This window comes from Spongiactinospora sp. TRM90649, from assembly GCF_029382225.1.
In the GTDB taxonomy this organism is placed as follows: Bacteria; Actinomycetota; Actinomycetes; order Streptosporangiales; family Streptosporangiaceae; genus Spongiactinospora.
In genome coordinates, this window is sequence record NZ_JARLTC010000026.1 from 57,377 (window position 1) to 74,530 (window position 17,154).

A 17,154-nucleotide genomic window follows, 5' to 3' on the forward strand; every position below is an offset into this window, starting at 1 on the left:
CAGCCCGACGTCACTCTTCTATCCCTGGTTGACCATGCCTTTCGTGGTATGGCGTCATTATGCGCAGAATTGCACTTGTCTTGACGCCATAGTGGCGTCATTATGAGGTCAGGCGCCAAAGTGAAGGAGAGATCCCATGCCCCCTGCGATCGAGGCTGAAGGACTGGTCAAGAAGTACGGCGACGTGACGGCTTTGGACGGGCTGAACCTGTCGGTCCCCCAGGGCACGGTGTTCGGCCTGCTCGGCCCGAACGGCGCGGGCAAGACCACCACGGTGCGAATCCTCACCACCCTGCTGAAGCCGGACGGCGGGCACGCCCGCGTGGCCGGATTCGACGTCGTCCGCGACGCCGGTCGGCTGCGCTCCCACATCGGTGCGTCCGGCCAGTACGCCGCCGTGGACGACCACCTCACCGGCGCCGAGAACCTGGAAATGGTCGGCCGCCTCTACCACCTGGGCGTAAAGCGCAGCCGGGCGCGGGCCCGCGAGCTGCTGGAGCGCTTCGACCTGACCGACGCCGGCGACCGTCCCGTGCACGGCTACTCCGGCGGCATGCGGCGGCGGCTCGACCTGGCCGGTGCGCTGGTCGCCGATCCACCGGTGCTGTTCCTCGACGAGCCCACGACCGGGCTCGACCCCCGCGCCCGGGTGGGCCTGTGGGAGGTCATCGCGGAACTCGTCGCGGCGGGCACGACCGTGCTGCTCACCACCCAGTACCTGGAGGAGGCCGACCGGCTCGCGAGCCGGATCGCGGTCGTCGACCACGGCCGCATGATCGCCCTCGGCACCCCCGACGAGCTGAAGGCCCAGGTGGGCGGCGACCGGATCGAGCTGTCGCTGACCAGCGCGGCCGACCTGATGGCGGCGGAGCGGGCGCTCGCGCCGCTGGCCGCCGGAGAGGTGCGGACCGACCTCGCCGTGCTCCGGCTGACCGTCCCGGTCGCGGGCGGCGTCGCCGCGCTGACCACGGCGCTCGGCCACCTGGCCGCCGAGCGCGTCGCCGTCCGCGACGCCGGCCTGCGCAGGCCGGCCCTAGACGACGTGTTCCTGGCCCTGACCGGACAGCAGACCCGCGAGACGCACAAGGAGACCGTCCGATGAACACCCTCCAGATGGCCGTCGCCGACGGCATGACCATCGCCAAGCGCAACGCGCTGAAGATCAGGCGGGCCCCCGACCTGCTGGGCGGCGTCATCATGCTGCCGATCGTGTTCGTGCTGCTGTTCGCCTACGTGTTCGGCAGCATGATCGAGCTGCCCGGCATGTCGTACGGGGAGTACCTGCTCCCCGGCATCTTCGTCATGACGATCGTGAGCAGCGCGCAGATCACCGGCTATACGCTCACCCTGGACCTGCAGAAGGGCATCTTCGACCGGTTCCGCACGCTGCCGATGTCGCCGTCGGCGGTGCTGACCGGCCAGACCCTCAGCGACGTGATCATGAATCTGACGAGCGTCGTCGCGATGGCGCTGGTCGGGCTGCTGGTCGGCTGGCGGGTGCACTCGTCGCCGCTGGAGGCCGCCGGAGGGTTCCTGCTCCTGCTGTTCTTCTCCTACGCCTTCTCATGGGTGACGGCGACGGTGGCGCTCAGCCTGCGCACCCCCGAGGTCTTCAACAACGTGGCCACCATCATGTCGTTCCCGCTGGTCTTCCTCTCCAACGCCTTCGTGGACAGCGCCCGCCTGCCCGGCCCGCTGCGGGTGATCGCCGACTGGAACCCGGTCTCCACGCTGATCCAGGCCGCGCGTGAGCTGTTCGGCAACACCAGCCCGGCCATGGCGGTGCCCGACGTCTGGCCGCTGCGGCACGCGGTGCTGGTGTCGGTGCTCTGGTCGGTGCTGCTCCTGGCGGTGTTCGCGCCGCTGGCCACGCGGCTGTACCGGCGGGCCGTCAGCCGATGAACGGCGGGCGCCTCTCCGACGAGGACCGCGAAGACGCGGTGGACCGGCTCCAGCGGGCGTACGCGGACGGGTGGTTCGGCCCGGCCGAGCTGGAGCGCCGGCTGGAGCTGGCGCTCACCGCCACCCGCGGGGGCGAACTGGAACCGGCCCTCGCCGACCTGCCGGACGAGGCGGACGAGGTGACCGAGATCGTCTCCACCGCCGGGAACATCGTCCGCACCGGCGACTGGCAGGTCCCGAGGCTGCTGCGGGTGGACTCCGAGTACGGCAAGGTGCGGCTCGACATGTCCCGGGCCGCCCTCGGCTCCCAGACCGACATCGAGCTCTGCCTCACCTACGGCTCGGCCGTCATCCTCCTGCCGTCCCTGGCGACCGCGAACGCCGACGGCACCCGAACCCGGTGGGGCACCGTGACCTGCACGGCCCCGGGCCGCACCCGGCAGGGACGGCCGCACGTCAGGGTCACCGGGGAACTGACCTACGGCAACCTGGTGATCCGCCACCCGCGCGCCTGGCGATGGAACGCCCGCTGAGCCGACCGCTTCCGGACGGCACCGTGGGCGACGAGCTCGACGCCACCCGCGCCCGTCTGGAACAGGACGCCCCAGCGCCGGAGCTGGAAGCGCTCTGGCGCGACCGGCTGCGCCGCCTGCTCGACCTGGATCCCGGCCGCGCCCTCGCCCTCGGGCCGCTGACCGAAAGCCTCGCGCCCAGCGGAATGAGCGCGGGCCGTCCGGGGACGGCCCGCGTCATCACGGCCTCACAGGTTCTTCAGGGCCTCACAGGTTATTCAGGTAGGCCAGCGAGGGCATGAAGAAGTACTCGCCGCCCTTCATGGTGACCGTCTGCGCCACCTGCGGCTGGGCGGGCGACATCTCCGGCTTGCCCCAGACCTTGGGGAACGTGACCTTGAGGCTCCTGGTCCCCTGCCCGATCACCGCGTCGTGCCCGGTGCCCGGGTTCTGGAAGTCCGGGTTGTTCGCCCACGACTGCTGGGTGAACTCGAACTGGTCGATCAGGCGGGCGTTGAACGCCATGAACAGCAGCCCGACGCCCGAGCTCGGCCGGTTCTCCGGCGGGGAGTCGTCCGTGGGGTCGTCGGTGCGCTCGCCGTAGGTCTGCCCGCGCCGCGCCATCAGCACCTCACGGCCGAACGAGCGCGGATTGGTCTTGCGGACGTGACCGCTGAACGGGCACTTGCTCCCGGTGTCGGCGTCGAAGTTGAAGTCGTTGCTCACCGGACCGCCAGACGCCTTGGGCTTGCTGGTCAGCGGCGTGCCATCGCGGAACCGGCCGATGAGCATCGCGCCCGCCCGGTCCCGGTCCGCGCCGACCAGCCCCAGCTCGTCGGCCAGGTTCCGCTCGATCTCGTGGAACGCGCGGACGTCCTGCTCCAGCTTGCGGAACACGAAATAGCTGCCGAAGTGGCGGTTCCGGTTCGGCGCGAACGGGTCGGCCACCAGGATGTTGCTCAGCGGGAACGCCGGGTTCCAGTGCTCCTTGGGCTCCCGGTCCACCTCGTCCTTGACGAACAGCGGCTGGCTGCGGCCGTCCACGTAGCCGAAGTGCTCGATGCCGTCACCAGCGTCGTTGTGCAGGCCCCGGCCGGTCTCCTCGCCGAGCAGCCTGGCCGACTCCGGCAGGTCGCCGAGGATCTCCTCGCGCAGCGCCGCGACGGGCCCCGGCCGGGCGTCGCCGATCACGATCACCGCGTGGATCTCCCGCTGGTACGGCTTCTCCCACTGGTCCACCGGCGGGTCGTCGACCACCGCCACCCTGCGCTTCATTCCATCGCGGAAGACCGGGTCGGCGAACTTCCGAACCTCCTCCACCGAATGGCCGAGGTCGCGGTATCCGGCTTTGCTGATACCGATGCCGACATAAGGAGTACCGGGCCGCGCGTTTCTCGCGAAGTCGCGCACCTCCTCCAGATGGCGGCGCGCCGTCTTCACCTTCGTCTCGGCGAGTTCGCGCAGGAAACGACGCCCTTCCTTGACGTCGTTGAACCGGACGAACAGCACGCTGAGGTGCTCCCGCACATGCGCGCGCAGGATGTTGGCCTGCAGGTTGTTCAGCATTCCCTTGGTGTCGGCGTCGAGCGTGGCCGAATCCCAGTCCAGGGGTCGCGCGTTGTTCAGGTCGACGGGCATCGTCGACTCCTCCCCGTATGTTGATGCGTTTCGTCTTCACTCGCGGGTGAATCCGAGCCCCCTACGCATTTCTACATATTACGACTATCGGGGGAGTGCGAAGGTTTCCGGAATTCGGGAAATCTCGATTTTCATTTCGCGGAGCCGTGGGCCCGATCCCGGCCGAGGTAGGCGGCCAGGCGGTCGGCGGGGGTGGCGTCCGGGGACGGCTCGCGGGCCGGGCCGAGGGAGCCGCCGGGGGTGCGGGGCAGCGCGCCGTAGATCCCGCGCACGGCGGGCATCGGCGCGCCGACCTCCGGGGCCAGGTCGGTGGACGCGCCGGTCGCGACGGCGAGGTCCCAGCCGTGCACGAGCATCTCGATGACGACCTGCTCCACCAGCCGCCACCCCGGCGCGGGCCCGAACCGCTCCTCCAGCATCCCGGGACGCCGGAACGCGGCGAGCGTTCCGGCCGCGGCGTCCCGGAAAGCCGCGACGTGATCGTCGCCGAGATGGTCGGCGTCGTGGTCGGCGCGCGGGCTTCCCAGGGCCAACCCCGTCCACATCAGGTTCTCGTACGTCAGATGGTCGAGCAGCGCGCGGACGTTCCACCCGGCGCACGGCGTGGGGTCGTCCATCTGGCCGGGGGCGACGCTCTCGACGAGCGCGCCCACCTCGTCCAGGATCCGGGCGCAGCCGTTGAGCAGCTCGGCCGGGGTCATCGCGGCGGGCGCCTCCAGCGCCCAGGCGACGTCGCTCTCCAGGCGGCGGCCTGCTCGGCGGTCGGCTCGCCGGGGAGGCCGGGAGTGGCGGCGAAGATCCCCTCCCGGTACGGGGACGGGCACACGTCCCGCATCGTGCGCGCCACGAAGCCGTGCACGATCGCGTCGCGTTCGGCGGCGGGCAGCCGGGCCAGGTCGGTCATCGTCGTGAGCTCCTCGATGTCGGGCCGCCGGTGGGTGGCCGATCTCAGTACCGCCAGTTGCAGTTGGAGGGTCGCGATCCGGGCCTCGATCGCGTCGGCGTGGGCTCCGGCGACCTCCGCGAGGTCGCGCCGCTCGCCGACGACGTCGCGGATCACCGCCATGCCCATGCCGAGTTCGCGCAGCGCCCGGGCCAGGCGCAGCCGGGCGACCGCGTCCGCGTCGTAGCGCCGGTACCCGGCGCCGGTGCGGGTGACCGGCGCGACCACGCCGATGTCGGACCAGTGGCGGATCGTCTCACCGTCATGCCGGTGAGCCGGGCCACCTCACCGATGCTCAGCAGAGGATCGTCGTCCGCGTTGCCTGGGTCGGCCGCGTTGTCCATGGGACCAAGTCTCCGGTCTCCTGGCGTGGGAGAGTCAAGCCCGCCGCCATAGCACGGCGTAGATGACTCATTGGTATCGCCGAAAACACCCGTGAGATGCCCTGGAAAAGCCGATGCCGCGATTTGCGCGGGCTGGAAAAGCCTGTCTTGACAACGTGATCCAGGTGGATGGTCATGACGATTGAAGCGGTTCGTGTTAGGAGTGTAAGAGTCGCTTTGACAAAAGAGCGACCTACCGGCCGACAGGAGGATCCGTGTCGCACCCCCCACAAGAGCAGGGTCCGGAGAAGGGACGTCGCAGATGACCGGGAAAACCAGGATCGCGACGTTCGGCCTGGCCGTCACCCTGGGGCTGATCATGCCGCTGGGTTCGGCGAACGCGACCCGCACACAGTATGCCGCCGATCGAGCACATAGCGATTCCAAACGTGCATCCAATCATTCGCCGGAAACACGAAAAGCCGGAGCGTCGATATCCGGCGCGGCCTCGGTCACGCTGGTGACCGGAGACCGGGTCAAGCTGTACGCGCAGGGTGAATCGGGCCCCACCTACGAGATCGAGCCCGGCCCCGGCCGGGAAAAGGTGCGGTTCAGCGCTCAGGAACGCGACGGTCACTTGAGCGTCCTTCCGCTCGACGCGGCGCCGCTCGTCGCGCGCGGCCTGGTGGACGCGCGCCTGTTCGACGTCACACGGCTCGTCGCGTGGGGCTACGACGACGGCCACAGCGCCGAGGTGCCGTTGATCGTCCGCTCGGCCGCGGCCCCCCGGCTCGCCGCCAAGGCGGCCAAGGGCGGCTGGCGCAGCGACGCGCTCGACCTCTCCACGATGAAGATCGCCAAGAGCGGCGCGGGACAGGCGTGGCGGGAGCTGACGGCGGGCGCGTCCGGCCGTTCCCTCGCCGCCGGGGTCACCCGGGTGTGGCTGGACGGCAAGCGCACGCCGTACCTGGACCGCAGCACGCGCCAGATCGGCGCGCCCGCCGCCTGGAAACGGGGCCTCACCGGCAAGGGCGTAACGGTGGCCGTGCTGGACAGCGGCTACGACGGACGCCATCCCGACTTCCAGGACACCGCCGTCACCGGCGCGGACTTCTCCGGCGAAGGCGACTTCATGGACGCCATGGGCCACGGCACCCACCTGGCCTCCATCATCGCCGGATCTGGAAAGGGATCGGGCGGCAAGTACCAGGGCGTGGCCCCCGGCGCCGACCTCGCCATCGGCAAGGTCGCCGGAGCCTTCAGCGGCTACACCGACTCCTCCATCCTGCGCGGCATGGACTGGGCCGCCGCCGACGCCAAGGCCAGGGTCGCCCTGCTGAGCCTCGGCACGAACGGCGACGACCAGGCGTCCGATCCGCTTGAGGAGGCGGTCAACACCCTCACCGAGCTGTACGGCACGCTGTTCGTGGTAGCCGCGGGCAACGACGGCCCCGGCAAGGCCACGCTCGCCAGCCCGGCGGGCGCCGACGCCGCGCTCACCGTCGGCGCGGTCAACAAGAGCGACCTGCTCGCCGGATTCTCCGCCCGGGGGCCGCGCACCGGCGACCACGCGGTGAAGCCCGACCTCACCGCGCCCGGAGTGGCGATCACCGCCGCGACGACCGTCGGCCTCGACCAGAACGGCGTCTACACCGCCGAGAGCGGCACGTCGATGGCGGCGGCGCACGTCGCGGGCGCGGCGGCGCTGCTCGCCGAGGCGCACCCGGACTGGAAGGCCGAGGAGCTGAAGGGCGCGCTGATCGGCACGGCGACGCCGCACTCGTCGCTCGGCGCCTACGAGCAGGGCGCGGGGCGCGTCGACGTGGACCGGGCGACCGCACGGCCGCTGACGGCCACGCCGGGCAACGTGTGGGCGACCCTGCCGCACGGCGAGGCCGCACCGGTGACGAAGACGATCACCTACACCAACGCGGGCGACCGCACCCTCTTCCTCGACCTGCGCGTGGAGAGCGCGCAGCCCGGCGCCGAGTTACCCGCCGGGCTGCTGAAGCCGTCCGCGACCCGGGTGAAGGTGCCCGCGCGCGGGCAGGCGTCGGTGACGCTGACCCTGAACCGCGCCGGCGCCGAACCCGGCGAGTACCCGGGTGTCCTCGTCGCGTCGCTGGGCAAGGACGTGGTGCTGCGGACCCTGGCCGGCGCGTACGTCGAGCCCGAGTCGTACGACGTCACGTTCCGGCTGCTCGGCAGGGACGGCGAGCCCGCCGTCTTCTCCGGCGCTCTGGTGTACGACCTGGAGCGGGACTGGCTGGAGAACGTGGCGCTCTACGAGGGCGTCGGCCAGGCCAGGCTGCCCGCCGGGAACTGGACGGTGCAGGGCTACATCACGAACCCGGACCCGACCATGCGCGACCCCTACAGCGTGCTGGCGCACACATCCGTGCAGGTGGACGCCGACCACCGCGAGGTGGTCGTGGACGCGCGGCAGGGCCGCAAGGTCGGCTTCACCCTGGACGACCCCGGCGCGGTGCAGAACGCGACCGTGATCACGACCATGACCCACGCGGCGGCGGGCCGGGTGTTCCGGTCGATGCAGGGCGGCTCGGTCGCGGGCCCCGAGGGAAGCCTGTACGTCATTCCCTCGCAGGTCCCGGGGGCCACGTACCGGGCGCACAACGTGTGGTTCAGGGGCACCGACGTCCGGTATGACCTGGTTCAGGAGCGCCGGGGCGGCCTGCCCGAGGACCCCGTCTACGGCGCGGCCGTCAAGGACCTGGCGAAGATCACCATGGTGAACCGGGGGCCGGGTGTGTCGTTCCCCGGAGCCGTCGCGGCGGCCCCCACGGGAACGCCCTTCATGTCGACGCGGGCGCAGGTCCCCGGCACGCTGGTCAACTACCGCACCTATCGGCCGGGCACCCTGCTCTGGGACACGGTGCTGCACGTCGGGCCCGGCCACAACGTGCTGAGCCTCGGCCGGAACATCGTCGAACGGTCCGCCACCGAGACGTGGAACCGCGCCGCCTACGGGCCGGGCCTGCAGCCCAGCGGCCTGGTCAGGGACGGCAACGAGCTGAGCTTCTCCGGCGGCATGCAGTACGCCGACCCAGAGCCCGGCCGGATCGGGATGGAGATCTACAGCGAGGGCGAGGCCACGCTCACCTCGGACGGCGAGGTGCTCGAACGCACCGACTGCGTGATCCCGAGGGGCGGCATCGCGTGCGGGCTTGAGGCGACACTCCCGGAGGAGAACGCGTCCTACACGCTGACGGAGGTCAGCAAGCGGAACGTCCCATACGCCTCGCTGGCCACGCGGGTGGAGACGAGCTGGACGTTCGACTCGCAGGGCACCGCGGACGCCCGGCCGATCCAGCGGCTCGCCGCGCGGATCGCCCCGGCCGGGCTGGACGAGCTGAACCGGGCCAGGCGCACGGTGAACATCCCGCTGGGGATCACCATCGACTGTGTGCCGAGTGACCACTACTTCTGGTTGAAGCGGCTGACGGTGGAGGCGTCGTACGACGACGGGGCGACGTGGCAGCCGCTGGCCGTCCGGAACAGTTCGGCGCGGCAGTACTCGGCCGTGGTGAAGCCGTCGGCCACCGGGGAGTTCGTGTCCCTGCGGGTGACGGCGACCGCGTCCGACGACAAGCGGCTGACCCAGACGGTCATCCGCGCGTACGGGCTCAAGGACTGAGACCGGCCCCCGCCCCGGAGGCTTCCAGTGTTTCCTGTGTTTCCGGTGTCTCTCCGGGGCGGGGTTCAGTTCACCAGCAGGGTCACGCCGAAGTCGGTGAAGGCACTGGTGATCGGCTGGAACAGCAGATGCGAGCCGTTGACGGCGGAGACGGACCCCTTGGCGATCACCTTGCCCCCGGACGTGGTATGGACGGGGCCGCCGCTGTCGCCGGGCATGGCCGCCGCTCGGCCGCTGATCCGGACGGCGTCCACCAGGTTGGTGACATATGTGGACCCGCCGTAGTTGTCGGTGAGCACGGCCGCGTAGACGTGACCGGTCACCCGCAGATCGGCGATGCCCCGGCTGGCGGCGCCCGACGACTCGACCACCTCGCCGGGGTAGACGTAGTCCCAGCCCGCGACTCCCGCCTTGGTGTCGGCGCCCACGCCGACATAGACGGTCGCCGCGCCGCTCGACTGGATCAGCAGCAGGTCGTGCGGGGCGCTCTTCTCCTCGGCGACGCCGACCACGCGGCGGTTGTCGCCGTTGTGCCACCCGCCGCCGACCCGGCCGCAGTGCCCGGCGGTCAGCAGGAAGGTCCGGCCGTTCTTGGCGACCGGGAACCCGCTGGTGCAGCGGGGGAGCGGCAGGCCGGGGTCGTCGTTGGACAGCACCGCGCCGCCGGAGAACGGCGGCGTGTCCGCCTGCCGCGAGGTCAGCGTGGGCACGTCGGAGACCTCGGTCGTGTACGGCACGCCGATCTCGGGTGTGCCGAGGTCGGCGGGGTCGGCGTCCTTGCGGATCCACAGGACGAGCCCACTCGAATCGGGCGCGAGCCGTACGCCGATGACCGGGCCCTCTGGGTTCGCCTGGATGGCTCGCGCGATGATCTCGGCCTGCGAGCGCAGTTCGGCCAGCGAGTGCGCGGCCGGGGACACCTCGACCGGGGCGACCCGGCGCGCCCGGTCCAGCGCGGCGCCGATCGGGGGGACGCCCTTCCAGTACAGGCGGACGCTCTGGGCGGTGACGACGATGCCGCCGAAACCGCCGTCCTCGCCACCGCTTTCCTGCTCGACGGCCGTGCGAATGATTCCGGCCGCCGCGGTGACCGCGTCCGGGCCCGCCGTCGCACCGGCCGGAGGTGGAGTGAGCCCGACCGCGACGAGGAGCGCGACAATCGCGATGGTCAGACTTCTGGACATTGGAGTGGCCTTTCAGAAAATGGCCAGGGAAATCGCCGTAAAAAGACGGGTCCCCGGCGAGTGGAGAGGCTACTCGCCGGGGGGTGTGACGGGGATCAGCCGCTGGGGCCGACGTGCCGCCGGGAATGGAGTTAGGTGTTACCGGTTTCGCTACCGGTTTTCATTGGCGGGGTTCAGCGCACTGGGCGCGGAAGGCCCGCCGGTTCAGGAAGGCCAGCCGGTTGGGAAGGCCGCCCGGTCGGGAAGGCCGTCAGTTCACCAGCGGCGAGACGCCGAAGTCGACGATCGCCGTGGAGAAGGGCTGGAAGAACAGGTGGGTGCCGCTGACCGCGGAAGCGGAACCCTTGGCGACCACCTTCCCCGTCGCCCCGTAGTCGACGAAGATGGGGGCGCCGCTGTCGCCGCCCTGAGCCGGCACCTGCCCGTTGAGCTGGACGGTGTCGACCTGGTTGGTGATGTACGCGTTGTTGCCGTAGGTGTCACGGACCACGAGCGCGTACACGTAACCCGTCACCCAGAGGTTGGAGACGGTGCCGCTGGTCGCCCCGGAGGACTTCACCACATCACCGGTGTAGACGTAGTCCCAGCCGGCGACGCCCTTCTTGGTGTTGGTCGTGGTCGAGCCGTCGTAGATGTTCCCGGCGGCGTTGGCCGGCACCAGCAGCAGGTCGTGCGGACCGTTCTTCTCGGTCGTCGTGCCGATGGTGGTGGTGCCGTTGCGGAACTGGCTGCCGACCTGGCCGCAGTGGCCGGCGGTCAGCAGGTACTTCTGGCTGTTCTTGGTGACCGGGAACCCGCTGGTGCACGAGTACTGCGCGCCGGGGTCCTGGTTGGTCAGGACGATCCCGCCCGAGTGCGGAGCCGTGTCGGCCTGCCGCGAGGTCAGGGTGGGCACGTCGGAGACCTCGGTCGTGTACGGCACGCTGATCTGCGGCGTGCCGAGGTTGCCGGGGTCGGCGCCCTTGCGGATCCGCAGGATCAGGCCGCTCGAATCGGGGGCCAGTTCCACCCCGATGACCGGGCCGTCCAGGTCGGCCTGGATGTCGGCGGCGATCACGTCGGCCTGGCCCTGCAGCTCGGCCAGCGAGTGGTCGGCGGGCAGGACCTCGACCTCGGCGACCTCGCGCGCCTGGCTCAGCGCGGCGCCGAACGAGGCGGGCGGCGTGCCCTTCCAGAAGAGCTGGACGCCGTCGTCGGTCAGGACGATGTTGCCGAAACCGCTGTCCTTCTCCTTCTCAACGGCCGCGCGAATGATCTTCGCGGCCTGGCTGACCTCGGTCCGGTCGGCCTGCGACTTCGCGTCCGGACGAGGAATCTGATAGGTGGACGCCGGCGTGGTGGTGCCCGGCTTGGGGTTCTGTATCTGGCTCGCCATCGCACTGGCGGCCGGCAGGGCGAGCCCTGCGGCGGTGGCTAACGCGACAACGGTAAAAGTAAGTCTCTTACGCACCGAGTAGTCCTTTCGGATTCTCACTTGAGCGTTTTCCCGTGTGACGCTTCCCGCCGTCGTACGCGACGGCACCAGGATATGGCGCTCATCGAAGGCGGGAAACGACGGATATTAGATGACCACTTCCCGACATACCCGTTCGGCCTTTTGGGCCGCTGTCCCAAAGCCGACAGTACATAGTCTCGCCGCAATCTTCAAACAAGATCACCGGGCGGACATTTCGGCATTCTTATTAGTCCCCTTACATCCCGGTCGATTGTTGCGGAATCACTGTGGCGGGCAGTGGTCTGCTCCGTTGGGGTAAGACCGGCCTTACCTTTACGTCAAGGCTCGTCACCGAGGGCATGGACGGCGGTGCGGAGAGTGGATAGGGCCGCTATCACGCCGCGGGTAGAGCGAGGAATTATGACCTTCGTCACATGGCGCTTCGTGTCAGGGAATGCCCTTTCCGTCAACGGCGGCCCCATCAAGGAAAGATCGTGTCAATCCACAGGTCAGCGCGCCGCCGACCGGGTGATAAAACGGTCGAGAGCGTAATCCGGTCATCATCCGATCGGTCCGGAACCGGCCTTTATGGCCAGCCGAACAATTTGTTCGACAATCAAAATCCCGTCCAGATAATGCGATAAGGGGGTGGCCGGCCGTGCCGGGCCCTCGGGCGGGCGCGGTTAGATTGGGCCTCGTGACAGGCTCGGACCCGACCGCCACGCCCGGTCGATGGCAACTCGTGCACGCCCTGCTGGCCGAGATGGACGCGCAGATCGAGTCCCTCTACGTCGAGCGCGGCATCGAAGGGGTGCGGCCCCGGTACGCCTATCCGCTGATCCGCCTCGCGCACACCGGGCCGCTGACCATCCGCGAACTGGCGGACTCGCTGGGCCGTACGCACTCGGCGATCAGCCAGACGGTCGCCGCCATGCGGCGTGAGGGCCTGGTCGAATCCGAACCCGGGGCCGACGCCCGCACCCGCCGTATCCACCTGACCGACCGGGGCCGCGCCCTCGTCCCCTTCCTGGCGGCCGAGTGGCGCGCCACCGAGGCCGCCGTCGCCGAACTCGACGACGAACTGCCTCACCCGCTCAGCGCCGTCGCCGCCGAACTGGAGGCCGCCCTGCGGCGGCGTTCGCTCCGCGACCGGATCCTCGCCCACCTCGACGCCACGGCCCCCGGTAGCTGAACGCTCACTCCGCCAGGCCGAAGGCGGTGGAGACCAGCCCGCCGTCGATGATCAGGTCCTGGCCGTTGACGTAGGACGCCTCGTCCGAGGCCAGGAACGCCACCGCGTCGGCCACGTCCTCCGACGTGCCGAGCCGACCGGCGGGCACCGCCGCCACCACGGCGGCCCCGTCCTCGGGCGAGACGTTCTCGTGGAGCATTGGCGTGGCGATATAGCCCGGGCTGACGGAGTTCACCCGGATCCGGCGGGGGGCCAGCTCGACCGCGAAGGTGTGCGTCAGGTTGTGCACCGCGGCCTTGGTCGCCGCGTAGACGGTCGCGCCCGGCAGGCCGCGGTTACGCGTCCAGGAAGAGTTGATCACGATGGCCGCGCCGTCGGACAGCAGTGGAAGCGTCCTGGTGATGGTGAAGAACACCCCCTTGAAGTTGGTGTTCACCATCCGGTCGAACTCGGCCTCGGTGACGTCGCCGCCGTGCTCGAACGACGCGACGCCCGCGTTGGCGAACAGGACGTCCAGCCGTCCGTACCTGTCCCGGGCGGCGGTGGCCAGCGCGTCCAGGTCGGCGAGGTCGGCCACGTCGCCGCGCACCGCGAGCACCCGATCGTCCCCGCCGAGCTCCGCGACGGTCTTGTCCAGGCGGGTCTTGTCGCGCCCGGTGATGATCACCTGGGCGCCCTCGGCGAGCAGGCGTCGCGCGGTGGCCAGGCCCATCCCGCTGGTGCCGCCGGTGATGAGCGCGATCTTGTCGATGAAACGGGAGTACTGCCGGGTGTCGATCAGTGCCATGGCACCCAGACTGCCGCCCGCCGTCCGTGGCAAACAGTGCCGGCTTATCCGGGGAGCGGCACCACCACCCTCACGTCACCGGGTTGTACAGCTCCAGATACCAGTCGGGGCGGTCGGCCACCGTCAGGGTGGTCACGTCGAAGAACAGGTCACCGGCCTCCGGATGGCGCACCGCCTTCATCGCCTGCGCGGGCGGCCCCACCTCCTGTCGCGCCCACAGCTCGGCGAACTCCGGGCTCACCGCGCTGAGGCCGTCCACCACCCGCCTGAACTCCGGATCGTCGGGAGCGTGCGCCGCGTCGGAGCGGTAGGCGGCGACCACCGCCGGCGCGATCGCGGCCCACTGTGGGTGCATGCCCCGGTATCTGGCATTGGTGAAGAACGAGTTCAGGCAGTTGTGATCGGTGTCGTCGTACCCGAACACCATCCGCGTGGCCTCGTTGATCACGACCAGGTTCCAGTACCGGTCCCGCAGGATCGCCGGACGCGGCATCCAGGCGTCGAGCAGTCGCCGCAGCTCCGGGGTGACCGATCCGCCGCGCGCCCCACCGACCCGCGGCGGCGGGTTGAGCCCGGCCAGCAGATAGAGGTGCGCGCGCTCCGGCTCCGTCAGCCGCAGCGCCCTGCCCACCGCGTCCAGCACCTCGGGCGACACCCTGATGTCGCGCCCCTGTTCCAGCCACGTGTACCACGACACCCCGACCCCGGCCAGCACCGCGACCTCCTCGCGCCGCAGCCCCGGCGTCCGCCTCCTGCCCGCGGCCGGCATCCCGACGTCCTCGGGTGTGAGCCCGGCCCGGCGGGCACGCAGGAAATCCCGGAGCTGTTCACGCCGCCCCACGGTGTGGATCTCAGTGCTCATATGTGCAGGAACAACGACACGCGGCCCATACTTCCAGGCTGGGATAAATACTTTTACAATGGCGCGGCCGATTAATCGGTCTTTACCCGATACGAGTCCGCTGAATGACGGCTGAACGCCGGGGAACCCTCGCACTCCGCTCTTCCGTCCCCGATGATGGACCGCATGACAGAGTCCTCCTCTGTGTCCCCCTCTGTGTCCTCCTCTGTGCCCCCGGGAACCGGCCCCCTCGCCCCCCAGTTCTCCGGGATCGACCCGGTCCTGATGGGCGCGTTCATCACCGAGTTGGAACGCGCGGGGCAGGTCATCGCCGAACAGGCGGAGAACATTCGCCGGGAACTGACCACCGTCGACCTCCCCGCCGCCGGACTCGCGCCGATCAGGGAGATCGGCGGCTGGGCGGAACAGGAACTCCCCCGGCTACGGCAACGCCTGGAGACCATCACCAGCCCCATGCCCGGATTGGCCGGACTGGCAGGGGTGCCGGGGCTGCCCGGCATCGGCCTGCGGGCGTACCAGGAGACGTCACTCCTCACCCCCGCCGAGGCGCGCCGCCAGGGCACCGCCCTCGGCGAGCGGTTCGCCGCCATCGACCCGGATGAGTTCCGTCTCACCGGCCCCTACGCGTCGGACAGAATCGCCGAGGCGCTCAAGGAACTGAGCGCGCATCGGCATGACGCCGTCTACAACGCCGCGTTCTTCGCCGCTCTGGGCCCCGAAGGCCCCCGGAAGATCGCCGCCGCCGTGGAACGGCTGCCCCGTGAGGACCGTCCGGACGCCATCATGCTCGCCGGTACGGCCTTCGCCGCGGCGATCACCGGCGGCGCGTCGGTGGCCGGATTCGCCGCCGTGCTCAAGGCCGCAGAGAAGACCAAGACCGCCGACCCCGGAGACCGCGACGACGCCGAGGACATCGACGCCGTCGCCGCCCTGCTGAGCCACGGCGACTACCCGGACGTATGGCTGGCCGAGTTCGCCCGCCCCGCGCTGTCACCGGACAGCCGGGTCAGCGCCTCCGCCCTCACCGACCTGCTCAACGCCCTGGGCAACAACCCCGCCGCGGCCCGCCTGGCCATCGGCTCCGCCGTCCGCTTCGGCCCCGGCCCCGGCATGCCGTCCCTCGCCCTGCCCTTCGGCCGCATCCCGGCCACCCCAGAGAAGTGGGAACGCTGCCCCGACCTGGCCACGTTCCTGCGCGGCCTCCACGACCGCGCCTCGACCTCACCGCAGTCAGCCGACGCCTTCGGCCGCCTCCTCGCCGCCGCCTCCTCGCCGCCGCCTCCGGAGCCTACGACGAACAGGACGGCGAGCACGGCAAGGAGTCCGCCGCCTTCGCCTACACCGTGATGATCTCCGCGGACGGATGGCCCCTCCCCGACGCCACCCGGATCCACCTGGGCGAGATCGCGGGCGCCTACGCCACAGAACTCACCCTGGGCGCCGACCTCGGCGACCCCGACATGACCCAGGACAGCGCCCTGCGCACCACCCCCGACCCCTTCCAGCCAACCAGGATCCCCGGCCTGTACGGCGCCTTCCGCCTGAGCCCCGAGGACACCTTTCGCTTCATGACCACCTTCACCGCCACCGCTGACTCCCGCCGCCCCTTCGACAACGGCATGGACACCCTCCTCCAACGCCTCCTCCCACCCATCGCCGAACAGTCCCGAACCACCGGCGACATCACCCGCATGGACCGCCTGTTCCGCACACTGGGCAACGTGCGCGGCTTCGAACTGGCCGCCGCCGTCAGAGTCCTCCAGCCCCAGGACGAGCGGGCCGAGGAGGCGAAGGACGCAGAAAGCCTGCTCGCGGGCACCTTGATGGGAGCGTTCGGCCTGATACCTCCCTTCTCGATCATCCCCAAGACCTGGACCGCCCTGTCCACCGGCGTGGCCGTGAAGGACACCTACGGACCCCAGCCGAAGAACCTGGTGCAGGAGACCGAGAAGCTGGACGGGGTGGAAACCCTGGCTCGCCAGCACGTAACTGCCCAACTCCTGATGGAACAGGGGTTCGTCCCGAAGGTGCCGCCATCCGGTTTCCTCGCCGGGCCGGACGGTGCCCTTCGCCCGTTCAGCGAGATCATCGAGGACGGGAACACGGGCATGCAGGCGTTCGAACAGTGGCTTATCGAGAACGGCATGGGCACGAACGACGAGTTCTCTGTGGGAGAGTCCAGTCTTCGCGTCGCGCGGAACTTCGATGGTGGAAAGGACGGCGCCTACCACAGAGCGCGGCTCTACACGAACACTCTCACGACGGACTAAGGCAGTAGGTCTCCCCGCTTGCCGAGTATGTTCCATTCTTGGAGGAGTTCAAATGAATTGAGGTTCGTGTCGCCTTGTTGATGAGATCGAAATTCGGATCCCCCGGGCCGGTGAGCCGATAGTCGGCGAACTCCTTCACGGCGCTGAGCATCATGGTGTTGAGAGTCCGGGGATCGCTCTGCTCGGCGCTGTCCGGGCCAGTCGCGGCGAAAGTCCGTTTGACCCTGCCGTTGCCGCAGGGAATGTCCTTCCCTCCGGGGTCGGTGACCTGCGGGCTCTCGTAGCTGACCTCATCGATGAGCCGAAGAATATGGGACTTGAGGGTCGCGCCCGCCTCCGAGGCCGTTGGTTCGCGTTGGCCGCAGCCGGTCGTGGCCGGTACGGCCAGCAGGAGTATCGCACCGAACCACGCGAGAAGGCTTCGGTTGGAACGGGGCACTGGATACCCTCC

Annotated in this window: 15 protein-coding genes; 7 read left to right on the forward strand and 8 right to left on the reverse strand. The window is 69.9% G+C overall.

The window, feature by feature from the left end; genetic code table 11:
- Positions 1 to 136 precede the first annotated feature (136 nt).
- Genes P3X83_RS26945 through P3X83_RS26955 form a run of 3 tightly spaced genes read left to right on the forward strand, consistent with a single transcriptional unit; the run spans position 137 to position 2,435 of the window.
- Positions 137 to 1,102 carry an ATP-binding cassette domain-containing protein gene (locus P3X83_RS26945; RefSeq protein ID WP_277308023.1) on the forward strand — a complete coding sequence of 322 codons (966 nt, stop codon included), beginning with the start codon at positions 137 to 139 and terminating at the stop codon, positions 1,100 to 1,102.
- Positions 1,099 to 1,902: an ABC transporter permease gene (locus P3X83_RS26950; RefSeq protein WP_277308024.1), complete on the forward strand. Its 804-nt coding sequence runs from the start codon at positions 1,099 to 1,101 to the stop codon at positions 1,900 to 1,902. Before P3X83_RS26945 ends, P3X83_RS26950 begins: the two co-directional genes overlap by 4 nt.
- A complete protein-coding gene (locus tag P3X83_RS26955) occupies positions 1,899 to 2,435 on the forward strand; it encodes a DUF1707 domain-containing protein (RefSeq protein WP_277308025.1) in 537 nt (178 codons plus the stop codon). Before P3X83_RS26950 ends, P3X83_RS26955 begins: the two co-directional genes overlap by 4 nt.
- 246 nt (positions 2,436 to 2,681) lie before the next feature.
- Here the strand turns inward: P3X83_RS26955 and P3X83_RS26960 are convergent, their stop codons facing one another.
- From P3X83_RS26960 to P3X83_RS26970, 3 genes are all read right to left on the reverse strand, one after another.
- Positions 2,682 to 4,052 (reverse strand): Dyp-type peroxidase, encoded by a 1,371-nt coding sequence (locus P3X83_RS26960; protein ID WP_277308026.1) that lies wholly within the window; start codon positions 4,050 to 4,052, stop codon positions 2,682 to 2,684.
- Positions 4,053 to 4,183: 131 nt separating this feature from the next.
- Complete coding sequence (locus tag P3X83_RS26965) at positions 4,184 to 4,753, reverse strand: TIGR03086 family metal-binding protein (protein ID WP_277308027.1); 570 nt, start codon at positions 4,751 to 4,753, stop codon at positions 4,184 to 4,186.
- Positions 4,750 to 5,247 carry a MerR family transcriptional regulator gene (locus P3X83_RS26970; protein WP_277308135.1) on the reverse strand — a complete coding sequence of 166 codons (498 nt, stop codon included), beginning with the start codon at positions 5,245 to 5,247 and terminating at the stop codon, positions 4,750 to 4,752. The genes P3X83_RS26965 and P3X83_RS26970 overlap by 4 nt, the downstream gene beginning before the upstream one ends.
- Positions 5,248 to 5,838: 591 nt before the next feature.
- Between P3X83_RS26970 and P3X83_RS26975 the strand changes: the two genes are divergently transcribed.
- Positions 5,839 to 8,973, forward strand: a complete 3,135-nt coding sequence (locus tag P3X83_RS26975; RefSeq protein WP_277308028.1) for a S8 family serine peptidase — start codon at positions 5,839 to 5,841, stop codon at positions 8,971 to 8,973.
- Positions 8,974 to 9,038: 65 nt separating this feature from the next.
- Here the strand turns inward: P3X83_RS26975 and P3X83_RS26980 are convergent, their stop codons facing one another.
- Positions 9,039 to 10,157, reverse strand: a complete 1,119-nt coding sequence (locus P3X83_RS26980; protein ID WP_277308029.1) for a hypothetical protein — start codon at positions 10,155 to 10,157, stop codon at positions 9,039 to 9,041.
- A gap of 250 nt (positions 10,158 to 10,407) precedes the next feature.
- On the reverse strand, positions 10,408 to 11,532 hold the full coding sequence (locus P3X83_RS26985; RefSeq protein ID WP_277308030.1) for a hypothetical protein: 1,125 nt from the start codon (positions 11,530 to 11,532) through the stop codon (positions 10,408 to 10,410).
- Between the two features lie 757 nt (positions 11,533 to 12,289).
- Here P3X83_RS26985 and P3X83_RS26990 point away from each other — a divergent pair.
- Entirely contained in the window at positions 12,290 to 12,784 is a 495-nt protein-coding gene (locus P3X83_RS26990) for a MarR family transcriptional regulator (RefSeq protein ID WP_277308031.1), read from the forward strand.
- 4 nt (positions 12,785 to 12,788) lie between these two features.
- Here the strand turns inward: P3X83_RS26990 and P3X83_RS26995 are convergent, their stop codons facing one another.
- Positions 12,789 to 13,571, reverse strand: coding sequence for a glucose 1-dehydrogenase (locus P3X83_RS26995; RefSeq protein WP_277308032.1), 783 nt, complete (start codon positions 13,569 to 13,571; stop codon positions 12,789 to 12,791).
- 70 nt (positions 13,572 to 13,641) lie between these two features.
- Entirely contained in the window at positions 13,642 to 14,433 is a 792-nt protein-coding gene (locus P3X83_RS27000) for a helix-turn-helix transcriptional regulator (RefSeq protein WP_277308033.1), read from the reverse strand.
- Positions 14,434 to 14,598: 165 nt separating this feature from the next.
- Between P3X83_RS27000 and P3X83_RS27005 the strand changes: the two genes are divergently transcribed.
- Positions 14,599 to 15,780 (forward strand): hypothetical protein, encoded by a 1,182-nt coding sequence (locus tag P3X83_RS27005; RefSeq protein ID WP_277308034.1) that lies wholly within the window; start codon positions 14,599 to 14,601, stop codon positions 15,778 to 15,780.
- Entirely contained in the window at positions 15,780 to 16,703 is a 924-nt protein-coding gene (locus P3X83_RS27010) for a hypothetical protein (protein ID WP_277308035.1), read from the forward strand. The genes P3X83_RS27005 and P3X83_RS27010 overlap by 1 nt, the downstream gene beginning before the upstream one ends.
- Here the strand turns inward: P3X83_RS27010 and P3X83_RS27015 are convergent.
- Complete coding sequence (locus P3X83_RS27015) at positions 16,690 to 17,142, reverse strand: hypothetical protein (protein ID WP_277308036.1); 453 nt, start codon at positions 17,140 to 17,142, stop codon at positions 16,690 to 16,692. The genes P3X83_RS27010 and P3X83_RS27015 overlap by 14 nt on opposite strands.
- Positions 17,143 to 17,154: the final 12 nt, after the last annotated feature.